The following is a 16229-nucleotide window of genomic DNA, read 5'->3' as shown; positions in this document are numbered from 1 at the left end:
CAACCGTTCATCCACTGTAGCGAGGCGCGTTCCTATGGTAAAGCTACACATGGGACGGGTCGAAACGGCAGAAGTGGCCGTTTGATTTCACCGTGCCGCACGGGGGGGACGTGGTGGAGGGGGTCCATCGGATCGCCATCTTGGGCTCAGGGCCCGCCGGCCTGAGTGCGGCCGCGCACGCGGCTGCCCGCGGCGTGAGCCATGTCCTGCTTGAGAAATCAGACCACCTGTCGGACACGATTTTCCGCTACCAGCGCGGCAAACACATCATGGCCACGCCCAGCCAGCTGGTCGTGCGCGCAGACGTCAGCTTCGAGCCCGGCAAGCGCGAGACCATCCTCGATACCTGGTCCAGCGAGGCCGCGAAGCACAAGGTCAACGTCCACTATCGCGCTGAAGTCAAATCCGTCACGGGCGCGAAGGGCGATTTTACCATCGCTCTGTCGGACGGGTCAGCGGTCCGCGCCGAGACCATCATTCTGGCCATCGGCACACAGGGCAACCCCAACCTCATGTCCTGCGAGGGCGGCAGACTGGCCCATGTCCAGTATCAGCTTGATGACCCCGCCGAATACGTCGACGAGCACATCTGTGTGGTCGGCGGTGGCGACGCAGGGATCGAGAATGCCCTCGGACTGATCGCGGACCGGGCCCAGGGGAATACGGTGACCCTGGTCAACCGCGGGGCTGATTTCGCCCGCGCCAAGGACGCCAATGCCAAGGCGCTGCTGGCGGCACAGGAAGCCGGCAACATCACCCTGCTCACCAGCGCGGAGACCACGCTGATTGAACCGGGCTGGATCACGGTCGACACACCGGAAGGCGCGACACGTTTCCAGTGCGACCGCGTCATCGCCCGGCTGGGTTCGGCTCCGCCACGCAAATTCGTCGAGTCGATCGGGCTGGAGTTCACCAGCGCCGCGCGCGGAGCCTTTCCCAAGCTGTCGCCGACGTTCGAAAGCACCGTGCCCGGCGTCTATGTCATCGGTGCGCTCGCCGGCTATCCGCTGATCAAACACTGCATCAACCAGGGCTATGACGTCGTCGAATACATCGGTGGTGCCGTCGACCTGAAACCCGCTGACGAGCCGATTCTCGAGGCCCGCCTCAGGGGTCTGCCCGGCAATCGGTCTGTCGCGGAATGGCTTGAATTCCTGCGCCAGGAAATTGAAATCCTGCGCGGCCTGTCGCCGCTGCAAATGCGGGAGTTCCTGCTGGACTCGGACGTCCGCGCCTACAATGCCGGCGACATCGTCTTCAAGCGCAACTCCGTTGGCTCCTCGGTGTTCGGGATCGCCTCCGGATCGGTCGAGGTCGAGGTCGGCGGCGGCAAGAAGCGCCAGACTGTTCCAATCCCGAGAGGGTCCATCGTCGGCGAGGTCGGCCTCATTTCCGGCCGACCCCGAGGTGCCACGGTCCGTGCCGCAGAAACCAGCATCCTGCTGGAAATTCCCCGGATGGCCGCCCTGCGGCTGATGGCGTCGGTCAAGGAGGCGCGCGACACGGTCAACCGCATCACCACCGAACGTCAGCTCCTGCAGATGTTCGGTTCCGGCCTGACGCCCGCCGACCTGACCGACGTGCTCGAGACCGCAGAAATCCGTCAGGTCAAGACCGGCGAGGCCATCATCAACGAGGGCGAAGAGGGCTACGATATCTTCGTCGTACGCTCCGGCAGCATGGTCGTCGAAAAGCAGATCGGCGGAAAGCCGGTCTTCCTGTCCTATTTGCCGGCAGGGTCCTACATCGGTGAAATGGCTCTGGTTGACGGCGGGCGGCGCAGCGCCACGGTCCAGGCGGCTATCCGGTCGGAGGTGGTTCGGCTGGACGGCGACCGCTTCCGCGCCCTGCTCCGGCGCAAGCCGGAGCTGGAGGAAAAACTGCGGGCCGACATGGCTGACCGCCGAAGGGTCAACGGCTACATAGAAGAGCAGAAGGGCCGGTTCGGCGACGTCGTCGACATGTACAGCGCCGTGGCTGACTTCCTGGTCGATCAGGGCATCGGCGAGGCCACCGATGTTCTGCTGATCGACGAGACCCTCTGCATCGGCTGCGACAACTGCGAGAAGGCCTGTGCCGATGTCCACGACGGTCTGTCGCGGCTCGACCGCGAGGCGGGCCGGACCTACGCCCACCTGCACGTACCGACCTCATGCCGACACTGCGAACATCCCTATTGCATGACCGATTGCCCGCCCAATGCGATCCATCGCGGGCCGGATGGCGAGGTCTTCATCGACGAGACCTGTATCGGGTGCGGCAATTGCCAGCGGAACTGCCCCTATGACGTGATCCGCATGGACTCGCGGCCACCCGACAAGCCGGACCTGATCTCCTGGCTGCTGTTCGGGGTCGGACCGGGACCGGGTGAACCCGACAAGGCCTGGCGCGCCAAACACAAACCCAAGGGTGCTGAACCGCCCAAGGTCGCGATCAAATGCGATATGTGCATCGGCAAGTCCGGCGGACCGGCGTGCGTCCGCGCCTGTCCCACCGGTGCCGCGATCCGGGTATCGCCAGAGGAATTCCTCACGGTCAAACGCATGAACAGGGGCGATTAGTCCCTTGTCGAAAGTGGAAAAAACCGGCGAGCGTTCGAACGCGGTCCTGCATGAGGGCTTCCTGCGCCACCGGAATTTCCGTTGGGCGTCGCGTGCGGGTGCCCTGTGTGTGATCGCCGTCGCCGGCTATCTGCTGATGGACGTCCAGCCCCGGCCAAACGGCGGCAGCGCCTACGGCTATGTGGCGGGCACGATCTCGGCGGGACTGGTGCTCTGGCTGACCCTTCTGGGCCTGCGAAAGCGCGCCATCACAGCGGGCCAGTGGTCCCTGAAAGCCTGGGTCTCGGCCCACGTCTATCTGGGGCTGGCCGTGCTCGTCATCACCACCCTGCATGCGGGCTTCCAGTTCGGCTGGAACATCCACACCCTGGCCTATGGCCTGATGGTGCTGGTGGTCGTCTCGGGCCTGTTTGGTGTGGCCGTTTACGCGCTCCTGCCACGCTATCTCAGCCGAAACCGCGGCGAGACGACCCAGAAGCAGATGCTCGAAACCCTCAGAGCGCTGGATCGTCAGATCAACGAAGCGGCCCAGCCGTTGTCCGAGGTTCAGGCGCGGGTGGTGCAGATGTCACTGGACGACAGCAAGGTCGGCGGCGGGTTGTGGCGCCGGCTGTCGGGTGGGCGCGGTGGATGCGGAAACCGCAAGGCACTCTCGCGTATCCCCGGTCTGCGCCGCAGGGCGACCGACGTTGAACTGCAGATGCTGAGCCGCATGGAGGAACTGCTGCAACGCAAGGCTGCCGCCCTGGGCCAGGTGCGCCGCCACCTGCAGATCCGCGCCTGGCTGAGCGTCTGGCTGAGTGTGCACGTCCCCGCCACGATTGCGCTGATCGCGGCGATCACCGCCCATGTCTTCAGCGTCTTCATCTACTGGTGATGGCCCGATGACCCTTGTTCTTCGCCAGATCACACGCCGCGTCAGCGGGGCCGAGATCGTTCGCGAGAAAGTCCTGCCGACGGACACGGTGCGCATCGGTCGCGGCGCGGACTGCGAAATCCGCCTGCCCGACCTGGCCGTCAGCCTGCATCACGCTACCCTGACGGTCGCCGGACCCGGCCGGGTCACCGTAACCTCGGCCGGACGCGAGCCTTTCGGTGTCGACGGGCGGTTCGTCACCCGGGCCGATATCGATGTCAGCCACGCGCCGCGCCTGACCTTTGGCGATCACATTCTCGACCTGTCGGCCGGCGACGGTGGGCGGATCCTGATCAACCTCGCGGCGGCAGAGCCCGCGGAAGGACAAAACTCGTCGGGTGTGCCGGCCGGTGGGGTCATCCGCAAGGCGCGCGTTTTCGGCCGCCGACGAATCGCGTGGACCCTCGGACTGGGGATCCTCGCGATCTGCCTGCTATGGCCGCTGTCGGCGTTCTACGGCCATTTCAGGACACGGATCGATCCGGATCAGCAATGGTCGGCCGGCCCATTGTCCTCGGCCCATGCCTTCCTTGAGGACGACTGCCAGTCCTGTCACCAGCAAGCGTTTGTCTCGGTGACCGACGCCTCATGCAAGACCTGTCACGCGGGCGACCGGACGCCCGCAGCCATGGCCGCCGCCGCAACGTCGGTGCGACAGGCAGGCTCGCCGGACAAACTGTCCTTCGTCCGGGACCACGCTCCGCGGGGGCGGATCCTGTGGGGAGCCCCGCCGCCTGACCAGTTCGGCGGACAGGCGACCGCCTGGTTCAGGCGCGCCTTCAACATTCCCGAACAGCGCTGTGCCAGTTGCCACGTCGAACACGTCGGCAATCCGGCAGCCAGCCACCCGCCAGAGCCGATCCCGACGCTGACCCCGACCCAGACCTGCGTCCAGTGTCACACAGGCCTGACGCACCGGCTGAAGGACACCGATCTGGCCGACGCCCCGTCGTGGGCGCGCCACCCGAATTTCCGCCCTGCCCTGCCCGGTCCAAACGGTCTCACACGGGTCTCGCTGAACAGTCGCCCGCGCGAGTCTTCCGGCCTGACCTTCCCACACAGACTTCACCTGTCGCCCTCCGGCGGCCCGGCGAGGATGGCCCAGACACTTGGCGGGCGTGGCTATGGAACAGCCCTGACCTGCGCCAACTGCCACCGTCCCAAGGCAGACGGCAAGGGCTTCGTCCCCATCCAGATGGAAAGGGACTGCGCCAGCTGTCACTCACTCGCCTTCGCGACACCTGGCGGCGTGCGCCAGCTTCCGCACGGCGAGCCGCGCCAGGTCATCGCGGCTCTATTGTCATGGCAAGGCCGTGGACCGTTCGCCGGCGGCGGAACCTCACGGCGCAGGCCCGGCGAAATCGGTGAGGCCGGAGCCGGTATGGGTGGTTCGCCGACCGGTGCCAGCGCCGTCACCACGGTTGGCGGTGCCTTCGGCCCACGGGGAGCCTGTTTCGACTGCCATACCATCTTCCGGACGCCCACCATTCGCTTCACGCCCGTCCGTCTACCCGACGACTTCCTCAGTCGCGGGGCTTTTGATCACAGTGTCCGCGAACACCGCATCGACCGCCTCGGTCAGCCTTCCTGCGCGCGGTGCCATGCCGCCGCCACGTCGTCATCCGCAACCGACCTGCTGCTGCCGTCTGCCAGCGAATGCGCGGAATGCCACGGCCAGACGACGGCCAGGTCGCCGACGCCCGCCCCTGCGGATTGCGAGACCTGCCACAGCTTCCATGCGCCGTCTCAACCGACACCGCGTCCACCACGGCCGAACGTCACCGCCCCGCCCCGGCTTGTCGCCGCGGTTCAGACCACGCCGTAGGCCAGCATCGCTTCGGCGACCTTCTTGAAGCCCGCGATATTGGCACCGCGCACATAATCGACGCGTGAGGTCCCCGCGACGCCGCAATATTCGACACAACGCTGGTGAATGCCCTGCATGATGTCGACCAGGTGCTGCTGAAGCTCGGCTTCCTTCCAGGCGATACGGCGCCTGAGTTCTGGCTCATCTCCAGCCCGGAGACGGCCACACCACCGGCGTTGGCGGCCTTGCCCGGTGCATAGAGAATGCCGGCCGCCTTGAAGACGTGCACACCCTCCAGATCGGTCGGCATATTGGCACCCTCGGAAACCGCCATACAGCCGTTGGCCACCAGGGTGCGGGCATCGGCACCGTTCAATTCGTTCTGAGTCGCGCATGGCAGGACGACGTTGCAGGGCACTGCCCACGGCCGCTGGCCGTCGTGATAGGTGGCACTGCGGAACTCGGTGACATAGTCCGAAATTCGGCCACGCCGCTTGGTCTTGTGCACCTTGACCCAGTCGATCTTGGACTGGTCGATGCCATCGGGATCGTGGATGAAACCCTGGGAGTCCGACAGGGTCAGGACCTTGCCGCCCAGTTGTACAATCTTCTCCGCCGCGTGGGTCGCGACATTGCCCGATCCCGAGATCACGGCGGTCTTGCCCGCCACTTCCTGGCCGATGTGGCCCAGCATTTCCTTCAGGAAATAGACCGCGCCATAGCCGGTGGCCTCGGTCCGGATCAGGCTGCCGCCATAGGACAATCCCTTGCCCGTGAGCACGCCGGTAAACTGGTTGGTGATCCGTTTGTACTGGCCGAACATATAGCCGATCTCGCGACCGCCGACGCCGATATCACCGGCGGGCACGTCGATGTCCGCGCCGACATGCCGATAGAGCTCGGTCATGAACGACTGGCAGAACCGCATCACTTCGTGATCCGACTTGCCCTTGGGATTGAAGTTCGAACCGCCCTTGCCGCCCCCCATCGGCAGGCCCGTCAGGCTGTTCTTGAACGTCTGTTCGAAGGCCAGAAATTTGAGCACGCTCTCGGTCACGCTGGGGTGGAAGCGGATGCCACCCTTGTAGGGGCCGATGGCGTTGTTGTTCTGGACCCGCCAGCCCCGCTGGACGCGGATATTGCCCTTGTCGTCCTCCCAGCACACCCGAAAGCTGATCACCCGGTCCGGTTCGGCGATGCGCCGCAGGATTTGGTAGTGGTGGTACTCTTCCTTGTCCCTGATGAAGTCGAAGATGTCTTCGGCGACCTCCTGGACGGCCTGGACGAACTCATCCTGGCCCGGGTTGCGCTTCTTTACGCCCTCGATGAACCGGGGCAGATCAACGTGGTCGGAGACGGCCATGTCAGCATCCCTCTAGAAGTTCGGCGAGCCCCCCTCGCCGCAAACCGGGGCACCCGGACTACCTCCGGCGACCGGGTCCCCGTTCCGAACATTCGGCTTGCAGTCCAGGGTCGGCTCGATGCCTTCCGGGCCGGCCTGGCCACCGTCGCCGAAGAAGGCTGCCGCGCCGGAGTCCAGACCCGCGGACATGACGTCTCCAGGACTCGAGTCCGTGTTCGAGGTCGGCGCTGACCTGAGCAGGGCGCTCAATCGCGAAGAGGCTTCATCGGAGAGTTCGAAGGGTCCAAACGTCCCGCCGGGCCATGCGAACATCGCGAGGCCGGGACGCTCCAGGGAATAGGTCTGGTCCCCGCTGGTGACGTCGATCGCGCCCGGCGTGTCAAAGCCTGAGCCGCGCGCGCCGGGACCACGCAGGACGATCAGGCTGGCGTCATCGGGTGATCCGCTGAAGGGCGGCAAGCCAGGCTGGCCTTGCAGCACCAGGAGGGCATCAGGACCGACGACTGTCTCGACGACGGTGCCGCGCACGCCGATCGAGGCCACGGGTGTCCGCACGGCACCCGCGCGCGCGCCGCCACGTCCGGACACAAACCTGAATGCTCCGCGCGCGACCGAGGCCGAGGCGCTGCCGGCGCTGCGATCGGTATCGATCACGAAGCGGTCGATGGTCACACGGGCATTCGATCCGATGGTGAAGATCGACTGATCCCTCAGGAGGATTTGCAGCTGGCTCTGGGCACCGCTGACAAAGACGTCGCCGGTGCGAACCTGCGCTCTCAGCGCCGCAGCCCTGAGCGCGCCCTCGCCCGCGGGCTGGGTGCGGACGGTGTTGCGGATGGCGGCGTTAACGCCCACGGCCTCCTGGGCCTGGACAGCAGCGGCGGCCGACACGGCGCAAACCATGGCGGCGACGGCGACGAAGGTGCGAACCCGGGTCATGTCCATCTCTCCTAGTTTGCCGCGCCGAAGCGCCAGGTCAGGCGCAGTTCCGCGCCCCAGCTCTCATAGTCCGCCAGAGGGGCAAGGGAATCGCGCGCGCTGTAGGTCAGTGCCCCCTCGATCCCGACATCCTGACGCCAGTCCCCGGTCGCGCCGACACCGGTGAAAGCGCTGATCGGTGCACCGACGGCCACGCGGGCCCAGCTCCGGACATCCTCGCGCGCCGCGGCTGTGAGACCGATGAAGACCGGATCAGGCGCATCATAGTCCAGCCACTGAACGCCACCGGAGACGGCTAGATATTGTCCCCGACGCGCGCTTCGGTCGTAGCGCGCCTGAACGCCGGGCCCGGAGTAGCCGAAGGCTTCATATCCGGCCTGCTTGTCCTGCCAGCCAGCCGACAGGCCGACACTGCTTCGCGCGTCCAGCCGATGGGTCACGCCGACGTTGAAGTCATATCGCCAGCCGTCACGGTCCCCGCCGAGGAGAAGGACCAGGGCGTCGACGGTGGGCTCATCGAAGGTCTGACTCACGGCCTCGCCGGACACCGAAACGGAGGTCGCATTGCTGGTCCGCCAACGGGCCTGGGCCTTGACGCCAGCCTCTCGCATATAGGGGTCGCCGAGAAGCTCAAGCGCCCGCGCCACGGCGCTGATGTTCCATGAGGTTCGGCGACCGAGGTAGGACAGGCCAGCCTCGATGTCACCCCGGCGTACGTCGCCGTCGATGTTATCAAAGGTCGTGCGGTCATAGCCGCCGATCGTACCGAAGACGGCATAGCCCGTCGCGCCGCCCAGATCGTGTGCGGCACGCAAGCGTGCCGTAAACACGGCGGCCCCGCCAGCCTCGCTGACCGGCGGCGTGAAGAGGGAGTCGACATGGGTCGTCAGCGCGCCTGCGGCGTCGTCTTCATAGGTCAGGCCGGCGGTCAGACTTCCACCGAACCGGGTTGTCGACCTGCTGCGTTCGATGCTGGCACGATAGCGGGTCGCCTCGGCCCGCTGCAGCGGAGTGAGAGACACCGGGTCGAGCAGATCCAGCTGGTCGCGCGCTCCCTGCAGGTCATCGAGGCGGAACAGGACGACGGCGTAGAGGAGCCGCGCGCTGTGCCGGTTGGGGTCCGCGATCAGGACGCGCTCGAGCGCACCGGCTGCGCCGTTGAGGTCGCCGGCTGCGGCCGCGCGCCGCGCGAATTCGAAGTTGAGCGCCGGATCGTCCGGTGCCGCAAACACCGCCTGAAAATCCTGTGCTGAGGCGGTTTCGACCGCCGCGGCCGAAAGCCCCGCAATGGAGAAAATCATCAAGCCGGCCCGGAAAATCGAGGCGGACCTGGACCCTGAAAGCTTCATCGACACCCCCAACCGCTTGCAGATTGCCCGGGATAGTCTATCCCCGACTGCGGAGCAATTACTGTAACATCGTTCCGCGAGAGTCCCATAGACTATTCGTTGAGTGCACAGATCGAGTGAGGCAGACGCGATGGGGGCGGAGCCTGAGACCGAACGACTGAAGGAAATCGGGTCGCGTCTGGCGCGCTCCAGCCTGTCGCTCACGCGATATATCGCGACGGCGGGGCCGGGCCTGACCGTGGCCCTGTTCCTGCTGATCCTGCACTATTTCCCGCCGCCATTCGTCGGAAGCATCAGCAATCTGGTCTTCGACACCTACCAGCGCGCCTATCCCCGCCCCTATGAGGACGCCGGGGTCCGGGTCGTCGATATCGATGACGAGAGCATCCGTCGCCTCGGCCAGTGGCCCTGGCCGCGCACGGACGTCGTACGCCTGACCGACGCCCTCACCGACGCGGGGGCCGCGGCCATCGCCTTCGACATTGTCTTCTCGGAACCGGACCGGACCTCGCCGGCCCGCGCCGTGGAATTACTGCGGCAGAATCCGGAGGCGCGTGGCGATTACGCAGAAATCGCCGCCATGACCGACCATGACGAACTGCTGGGTCAGGCCATGGGGCGCGGCCCCACCGTCACCGGCTATTTCCTCACGGAGGAGGCGAACACCGCGCGGCCGGCCGAGCACGCAGGGGTCGCCGTTTCGGGAACGCCGCCGCTGGGCGTCCTGCGCGAGTACAACGGTGCCATCGTCAGCATGCCGGTCATCGGCAACCGCGCGTCCGGCGCGGGGTCTGTCAGTCTGGATGCAGGCAGGGACGACATCATCCGGGCAGTGCCACTCATCGCAAATCTCGACGGCCAGATCGTTCCCTCGCTCTCACTCGAAGCACTCAGGGTCGCCCAGGGCGCGGGTGCCGTTCTGGTGCGCAGCAGCGACGGCAGCGGTGAATTCGGCGGAGGGCCGGTCACCACCGTGCTCGCTGTGAAGACCGGGGACCTGCAGGTCCCAACCACCGACGTCGGCGAACTGTGGATGCACTACACGGCGCCTCACCCGGAGCGGATCGTGCCCGCCTGGCGAATCCTTCAGGGCGACCTGCCGGAAGCGGAGATGCGCCGGCTCTTCGAGGGTCAGATCGTCTTCATCGGCACGGGCGCGATCGGCCTTCGCGACATCCGTTCAACCCCCACCCAGGCCGGTGAACTCGGCGTCGTCATCCACGCCCAGGCGGCCGAGCAGATGATCGTCGGCAAATTCCTCAGCCGGCCAGACTGGGCTCCCGGCGCAGAGCGTATGCTGATGGTGGTGCTCTGCCTGCTCATCGCGCTCTCCGCCCCCGCATTGGGTGCCTTGCGCGGCGGCGTGCTGGCGATACTCGCGCTCGGCGGCGTGCTGGGCGGGTCCTGGTTCGCCTTCAGGAACAGCGGTCTGCTGCTGGAGCCTATCTTCCCCGCGCTGGGCGTGGTCTCGGTCTATATCGCCATCACCGCCGTCTCCTTCTACCGGGAGGAACGGGCGCGAAGTCACATCCACAACGCCTTCGACCGCTATCTGTCGCCCGAACTGGTCGACCGGATCGCCCGCGATCCCGGCCAGCTGGAGCTGGGCGGTGAAGTGCGCCAGATGACGGTGCTGTTCAGCGACGTGCGCGGCTTCTCCCGCATCTCGGAACGTTTCGGGCCTCAGGAACTGATCCGCTTCCTGATCAACCTGCTGACGCCGATGACGGACGTGCTGCTGGCTCGCAAGGCCACGATCGACAAATACATCGGCGACGCTGTCCTGGCCTTCTGGAACGCGCCGCTGGACGATCCCGAGCACGAACGGAACGCAGCGTATGCTGCGCTGGAAATGCTCGAGACGCTGAAACGCCTGAACACCGACAGCGCCGGCGACCCGGCCTGGCCGGGTCAGGTGGCGATCGGCATCGGGCTCAACACCGGTCCGTGCTGCGTCGGCAATATGGGCTCGCGCCAGCGCCTCAGCTATTCGCTGATCGGCGACACCGTGAACCTCGCCTCGCGACTGGAGAGTCTGACCAAGGCCTATTCGGTGAACATCCTCATCGGCGAAGACCTCGCTGCCCGCCTGTCCGACTTCGCCCTCCTCGAACTGGACCTCATCCGGGTCGTCGGCCGCGACGCTCCCGAGCGCATCTTCGCCCTGATGGGACCGCCGGAGATGTCCCCGGACCCTGCCTTCGTTGAAACCGGGGCCAGGATGGCCGCGATCCTTGAGGCGTATCGGTCCCGCGACTGGGGCGGCACCGAGGCTGCGCTGGAGACACTGCGGGCCACCGGTACGCTGCCGGGCCTGGAGGGCGTCGCGGCTGTCTACGCCACGCGGGTTGCGGATTTCCGACTGAACCCGCCGTCCGATGACTGGGACGGGATCAGCCAGGCGCTGGAGAAATAGAAACGACATGACTTTGAACGGGAGAACAGCGTCATGTTGATCGTTCAGATCACCGACATCCATATCGGCTTCGACCAGAAGAGCCGGTTCGAGATAAACAAGAAGCGTTTCCGCCAGACGGTCCAGGCGGTGACGAAGCTTGAACCGAAGCCCGACCTGATCGTCATCACCGGCGACATCGCCGACAAGGGCGATGTCGCGTCATACGAATGGTTTCGTCAGGAAATCCAGCAGCTTTCCCTGCCCATCCTGATGTGCATGGGCAACCATGATACACGCGCCAACTTCAGTCAGGTCTTCCCCGATACGGCCCAAGAGGACGGCTTCATCCAGTATGTCGTCGACGACCATCCGCTGCGGATCGTGGTGGTGGACACGTTGGAGGAAGGCCGCCATGGCGGCGGCTTCTGCGAGAAGCGGGCGGCCTGGCTGGAGGCCCGGCTGGCCGAGGGGCCGCACCGGCCGACCCTGCTGGTCCTGCATCACCCGCCCATCGACACCGGCATCGAGTGGATGACCATCGGCCCTGCCGAACCCTGGGTGCAGCGGTTCACAGACGTGGTCTCGCGCCACGGCCAGGTCGTTGGTGCCCTGTGCGGTCACGTCCACCGCACCATCGTCACCTCATGGGCCGGCACGACCCTGACGGTCTGCCCTTCCACCGCGCCGCAGGTGGTGCTGGACCTCAAGCCGATGAACCTGGACCGTCCGGACAAGCGACCGATGATCGCCGAGGCACCGCCGTCGTTCGGCATTCACCGCTGGAACGGCCGCAGGTTGGTCAGCCATTTCACGGCGGTCCAGCGCTACAAGATCCTCGCCCGCTACACGCACAAGATGCAGGCCTTCATGAAGCATCTTGCGCAGGAACGCGCCGGGACGGCCGGGCCGCACCACCACTAGCGAAATCAGGCCTGGTGGACGTCGTCCGCCAAGGCTCTGCCCGACCGGCTACTGCCCGCCGGCGGCCGCCAGCCAGCCGTCCAGCGACGGCCGGTCGCTGACCCGGTAAACCTCTCCGCGATAATCGAGGAACAGCCGTTCCATCTCGCTTCTGTTGAACGGCCGCGAGCCGAGGCGGCCGAAGATGGCGATCTGGTGCCCGGTTTCGTCCACGCCCCGATCGCGGTCCAGCCCCTTGGACAGGGCCAGCGCCGGCGACGGGGTCCGCGCCCATGCGATCAGTTCGGGGCGCGGCTCCGGCGAGAAGCCGTAGAAATTCCGCTGGCTGTCCGGGCTGGTCAGCTGCAGCACCTTGAGCCCGTTCCGGCCGTCCGCGACATAGGCGAACAGGGAGGCGTTGGTGGAGGCCACCACCACGTCCTCGGCGTCGTTCAGTTGGCCGTCGAAGGTCACCCGCTGGTGCAGGCGAGGCTGGCGCGGGTTGGTCACATTGATGATCACCAGCCCCTCGCCCTTGGCCGCGACATAGGCATAGGTCCGCGCGACATACAGGCGGCGGGCGTCGCCCATCGGCACGACGGCACCCTCGATAGCGCGCGGGTCCTCCAGGTTCGTCACATCCAGAACCCGCATGCCCTGCGCGTCCGTAACGAACAGATAGCGGAACTGCAGCGCCGAGGCCCGGACGTCGTCCAGCCGCACAGTGGTGACATGGCGCGGCCGCAGCGGATCATCCAGATCGACCACCACCAGGCCCGCGCGGGCGGCGATATAGGCGATGTGGCCAGCAAGCGTGATGTGCCGCGCGCCGTCCAGCACCCCGCCGGGGTTCCAGGTCACGGCACGGCGCAGGTTGTTGTTGCGTGGATCGCCGTCGGCCAGGGTGTCGACATTGACCAGGATCAGCCCCTCGCGGGCATCGGTCACGACGGCATAGCTGTAGATGGGATGGAAGGCCTGTTCCTGGTTGGCCGCCCTCATCTCAGGCGTGTTGCGGGTCGGCGCGATCGACTGGTTGGTCGGCAGGGCCATACAGGTCGCATTGCCGGAGGCGACGTGGGTGTCATTCCCCAGCGGCGAGAAAGGCGCCGTCAGGATTCGGTCCGAGACGCCCTTGTTGCCGATCGCGGCCACGTCATAGACGCGGAACCCGCCCCGGCCCTCGGCCACGAACATATACTCACCGCGCAACTGCAGACAGCGGGCCTGACCGCCCGTGCCCTGAAGGGTGTTGGCGATCTCCTCGACCGGTCGGGTGTCCCCACTGCCGCCGGCCTCACGATCGAACGCCTCCCCGCGCGTCCAGTTGATCAGTTCACGCCCGTTGCGCTCGACGTGCTGGGCAAAGTAGTCCGGATAGGCATAGCGCTGCAGGTAGGAGCCGAATACCGCCTGGGGCTCATCCCATTCGGTCACTCGCACCGCCTCGATGCCGGTCTCCAGTCCGACCCAGGCATTCATGCCAACGAAGTTGACCGAGTTGGTCCCCAGCATCAGCAGCTGGGCCATGATGGCGTTGTTGTCCTCGGCTTCGGAGACGTGACAGTCGCTGCAGGTCTTGGTCTCGGTCTTGCGCACCGTGTGCGGGAAATGCGGCGCGAAGGCCTGGCTGGAGAAGCCGACTGCCGAGATCGGCGGCTGCTGCACATAGATCCGCTCGCGGTTGATATTGGTCGAGGACAGGACCAGCGCAGAAGAGGACCGGGCCGGGGCGATCACCCCGCCGCGCGCGGTCCCGTGGCGGCCCAGCTGGAACATGTCGTCGCGTGCGACCTGCGGGTTGTAGGTGGCATAGTTGCGGGTCGTGCCGCCCTCCGCGCGGTGACTCGTGGACTGCCAGTTGGCCTCGACCGGCAGGTGACAGCCGCCGCAGGAGGGCGTCCATGAAGTGTGGCAGCTGTAACAGGCCATCTCCTCGTCATCGTGCGCGAGGTCGGTCGTCGCGACCCCGGGTCCCCAGGAGAAGCTGGCCTGCCCCGGACGTGACACCGACATCAGCTTGGCCCGCGCCGCCGCCGGGTTGAACTCGGGGCTGGAACGATCGACGGCGTCGCGCACCAGATCGACCTCCCACTCCAGGGTCGGGTCGACAATCGAGCGCTGGATCAGCACCCGGCGATTGTCGCGCTCGATCCACTCAAAGCGGCGCTGGCCGTCGGAATTGCGCAGCAGGGTCAGATCCGTTCCCTCGGGCGGTGCCGCGGGGCCTGAGGTGCGCAGGGTCGGCCAGGCGCGGGACGACCCGTGGCAGTCCTTGCAACCGATCTCCACCGCCGCAGCCACTTCGCCCATGATCAGGCCCGAGCCGTGACTGTCCTGCGAGAAGTGGCAGTCCGCACACTGCAGGCCCTTCTCGGCGTGGATGTCCATCATGTGGACCGTCTTGCCGGGGTTGGTACCCGGCGGCACGAACTGGCCCTCGCCTTCCCGCCGCCAGCGCTCGGGGTCGTCGGGCGAGACGATGCCGCCCTCGGCGTCCAGCAGATTGCCCTCTCGGTCGCGCTTGAACACGCCGCGAAAATTCCAGCCGTGGCCATGATAGTCGGCGAACTGGGTGTCCCGGAGGGTCGGGTTCAGGTCGTTGACCGCGCGCAGAAAGTCCAGATCGGCCCAGTTCCCGCGCGGCGCGGCACCCTCCGGATTGCGGTCCAGGACCTCGCGAACTTCCTCGGCCGTGGGATAGCGCTGCCGCTCGGGCCACATGGTCGGCGCGTCGGCCTCATAGTCCCACATCGTGTAGCCGAGGTAGCTGTTCAGGAACATGTTGGGCTGGTGCATGTGGCAATTCATGCACTGGGACGTCGGGATGGCGCGGGTGAAAGCGTGCCGGATCGGGTGGCCCGACTCCTGCCGGTTGATGGTCGGGTCAGTCGTCGCCGTCTGGCCGTCCCGGCCGAACTGCGAATAACCCAGGCTGTGCCGCGGCTCGCGGTCATTGGCATAGACGACATGGCAGGATGTACAGCCGGACGACCGATAGTCTCCGGGCTGGTCATTGGTGCCCATGAACCAGGTGTAGGGGTCGTTCAGCCGCGTCTTGTGGATGTTGAGTACGGGCACGGCGATGCGAAGGCCGGTGCCCGGTCCGCGCGAGGACTGGCGGAAATCAGGGCGCCCCGGCTCCTCCAGCCGTTGAAGCAGGCCGGTCGGACTGGGCAGGCCGATTTCAGGGAACTGGGTCGCGATGTTGCGCCCTCCGCGCTCGAACACCCGGAAGATGTCTCCCGGCGGTGTGACCTGCCACGTCGGGATCGGGTACAGCACCGGAAGAGCCCCGCGTCGCGCCTCGTCGAGCGTCACCGTGCCCGGCGGAGTGCCCGGCGACAGCAGACGCGCTGCCTCACCATCGGGCGTGTAGGCTTCTCCGATCATGTAGTTCTTGTACGGCAAGATCCCGTTGTTGTACGAGGCGCCGCCAAAGAACATGGCACCGGTCGCCATCAAGGAACGTTCAGCTTTTTCAATTAGTTCCATGTGACAGCTGCCACAAGACTGGCGCGCGACACGGTAATCCCCGGGGTTCACGAAACGAATGAACTCCGGTGCCTCACGGTTCAGCAGGGTGTAGGTCCGTTCCGGATTGGCCGAACTCGGGAAATGCCAGCTCTTTGGATAGCGAGGCAGAACGTGAGCTCTGTCTCTCACTGCATTGTATTCCGATGAGTTGACTGCGGCACCGGCAGGCATGGCCGCAGCGGCGTCGCCGCCGTGGCAATCGACGCAGCCCAGTACGACCGCCGGCGAGGCGTGCATGCTCGCGGCGTCGACCGGACTGTGGCAGCTCACGCAGCCAACGCTCTTGGCGGCCGCCTGTTCAGGAGTCTGACCGCGCGGCGCCGGCGGGGCGGTGACATAGGCCCGCGCGACAGGGGCCTCGTCATCGTCAGCGACCACGACGGCCGGGGTGCCGGCGACAACGATCATCAGGGCGGACAGCGCCCCTATGACCAGTCTTTTGCCCCCCCAGGTCCCCAT

Annotated in this window: 9 protein-coding genes and 1 pseudogene; 5 read left to right on the top strand and 5 right to left on the bottom strand. The window is 66.2% G+C overall.

Going from position 1 to position 16229, the window contains the following annotated elements; translation table 11 throughout:
• Positions 1-140: 140 nt before the first annotated feature.
• The 3 genes from ACP7AS_RS07965 to ACP7AS_RS07955 are packed head-to-tail and all read left to right on the top strand — an operon-like array spanning position 141 to position 5302.
• On the top strand, positions 141-2561 hold the full coding sequence (locus ACP7AS_RS07965) for a cyclic nucleotide-binding domain-containing protein (protein WP_426028334.1): 2421 nt from the start codon (positions 141-143) through the stop codon (positions 2559-2561).
• A gap of 4 nt (positions 2562-2565) precedes the next feature.
• Positions 2566-3438 (top strand): hypothetical protein, encoded by an 873-nt coding sequence (locus ACP7AS_RS07960; RefSeq protein ID WP_426028333.1) that lies wholly within the window; start codon positions 2566-2568, stop codon positions 3436-3438.
• Between the two features lie 7 nt (positions 3439-3445).
• A complete protein-coding gene (locus ACP7AS_RS07955; protein ID WP_426028332.1) occupies positions 3446-5302 on the top strand; it encodes an FHA domain-containing protein in 1857 nt (618 codons plus the stop codon).
• Here the strand turns inward: ACP7AS_RS07955 and ACP7AS_RS07950 are convergent.
• The 4 genes and pseudogenes from ACP7AS_RS07950 to ACP7AS_RS07935 all read right to left on the bottom strand — a co-directional run bounded on the left by ACP7AS_RS07950 (position 5287) and on the right by ACP7AS_RS07935 (position 8887).
• The gene (locus ACP7AS_RS07950) at positions 5287-5421 is read right to left on the bottom strand and encodes a hypothetical protein (RefSeq protein WP_426028780.1); all 135 of its coding nucleotides are present in this window, start codon (positions 5419-5421) and stop codon (positions 5287-5289) included. The genes ACP7AS_RS07955 and ACP7AS_RS07950 overlap by 16 nt on opposite strands.
• Positions 5422-5528: 107 nt before the next feature.
• Positions 5529-6647, bottom strand: a pseudogene (gene gdhA / locus ACP7AS_RS07945) (NADP-specific glutamate dehydrogenase); the annotation flags it as partial.
• 12 nt (positions 6648-6659) lie between these two features.
• Positions 6660-7586, bottom strand: a complete 927-nt coding sequence (locus tag ACP7AS_RS07940) for a FecR domain-containing protein (RefSeq protein WP_426028331.1) — start codon at positions 7584-7586, stop codon at positions 6660-6662.
• An 11-nt stretch (positions 7587-7597) separates the two neighbouring features.
• On the bottom strand, positions 7598-8887 hold the full coding sequence (locus ACP7AS_RS07935; RefSeq protein WP_426028330.1) for a tetratricopeptide repeat protein: 1290 nt from the start codon (positions 8885-8887) through the stop codon (positions 7598-7600).
• Positions 8888-9065: 178 nt separating this feature from the next.
• Between ACP7AS_RS07935 and ACP7AS_RS07930 the strand changes: the two genes are divergently transcribed.
• Together ACP7AS_RS07930 and ACP7AS_RS07925 are read left to right on the top strand one after the other, a co-directional pair.
• Positions 9066-11351, top strand: coding sequence for a CHASE2 domain-containing protein (locus tag ACP7AS_RS07930; RefSeq protein ID WP_426028329.1), 2286 nt, complete (start codon positions 9066-9068; stop codon positions 11349-11351).
• 33 nt (positions 11352-11384) lie between these two features.
• Positions 11385-12254 carry a phosphodiesterase gene (locus ACP7AS_RS07925; protein WP_426028328.1) on the top strand — a complete coding sequence of 290 codons (870 nt, stop codon included), beginning with the start codon at positions 11385-11387 and terminating at the stop codon, positions 12252-12254.
• A 48-nt stretch (positions 12255-12302) separates the two neighbouring features.
• On the opposite strand, the gene ACP7AS_RS07920 is transcribed toward ACP7AS_RS07925, so the two are convergent.
• Positions 12303-16229 (bottom strand): hypothetical protein, encoded by a 3927-nt coding sequence (locus ACP7AS_RS07920; protein WP_426028327.1) that lies wholly within the window; start codon positions 16227-16229, stop codon positions 12303-12305.

This window comes from Brevundimonas sp. TWP2-3-4b2, assembly GCF_049897345.1.
In the GTDB taxonomy this organism is placed as follows: Bacteria; Pseudomonadota; Alphaproteobacteria; order Caulobacterales; family Caulobacteraceae; genus Brevundimonas.
The sequence above is the reverse complement of the archived record's forward strand: the minus strand, read 5'-3'. Positions and strand labels throughout refer to the sequence as shown.

What these genes read in the sequence shown, in the direction of transcription:
- ACP7AS_RS07955 (WP_426028332.1), top strand. Translation starts at nt 3,446, where the DNA reads ATGACCCTTGTTCTTCGCCAGATCACACGCCGCGTCAGCGGGGCCGAG.
- ACP7AS_RS07950 (WP_426028780.1), bottom strand. Translation starts at nt 5,421, where the DNA reads ATGCAGGGCATTCACCAGCGTTGTGTCGAATATTGCGGCGTCGCGGGG.
- ACP7AS_RS07940 (WP_426028331.1), bottom strand. Translation starts at nt 7,586, where the DNA reads ATGACCCGGGTTCGCACCTTCGTCGCCGTCGCCGCCATGGTTTGCGCC.
- ACP7AS_RS07935 (WP_426028330.1), bottom strand. Translation starts at nt 8,887, where the DNA reads ATGATTTTCTCCATTGCGGGGCTTTCGGCCGCGGCGGTCGAAACCGCC.
- ACP7AS_RS07930 (WP_426028329.1), top strand. Translation starts at nt 9,066, where the DNA reads ATGGGGGCGGAGCCTGAGACCGAACGACTGAAGGAAATCGGGTCGCGT.
- ACP7AS_RS07925 (WP_426028328.1), top strand. Translation starts at nt 11,385, where the DNA reads ATGTTGATCGTTCAGATCACCGACATCCATATCGGCTTCGACCAGAAG.
- ACP7AS_RS07920 (WP_426028327.1), bottom strand. Translation starts at nt 16,229, where the DNA reads ATGGGGACCTGGGGGGGCAAAAGACTGGTCATAGGGGCGCTGTCCGCC.